The following is a 234-nucleotide window of genomic DNA, read 5'->3' as shown; positions in this document are numbered from 1 at the left end:
GCTACGACCCGAGCAACAACCGCCAGGGCGGCGTGACCCAGGCCCAGCGCCTGACCCTCAAGGCCCTGGCTGGCATAGACAACGACGGCGGGCGGATTTCCGCGCAAAGCGGCGATGCGCTGATCACCACCGACGATTTCGATAACCGCAACGGTGGCCTCTACGCCAAGGGCCTTGTCAAAGTTAGCGGCGGCCATTTCGACAACAGCGGCAACAACGGGCAAATCGCCGGCC

Annotated in this window: 1 protein-coding gene; it reads left to right on the top strand. The window is 64.5% G+C overall.

The window, feature by feature from the left end; translation table 11 throughout:
* On the top strand, nt 1-234 hold a 234-nt coding region (locus SB725_RS34020), incomplete at both ends, for a hypothetical protein (RefSeq protein ID WP_410923801.1).

The organism is Pseudomonas sp. SIMBA_041 (assembly GCF_046535095.1).
GTDB lineage: Bacteria > Pseudomonadota > Gammaproteobacteria > Pseudomonadales > Pseudomonadaceae > Aquipseudomonas > Aquipseudomonas mucoides.
This window is presented reverse-complemented; position numbering and strand designations above follow the sequence as displayed.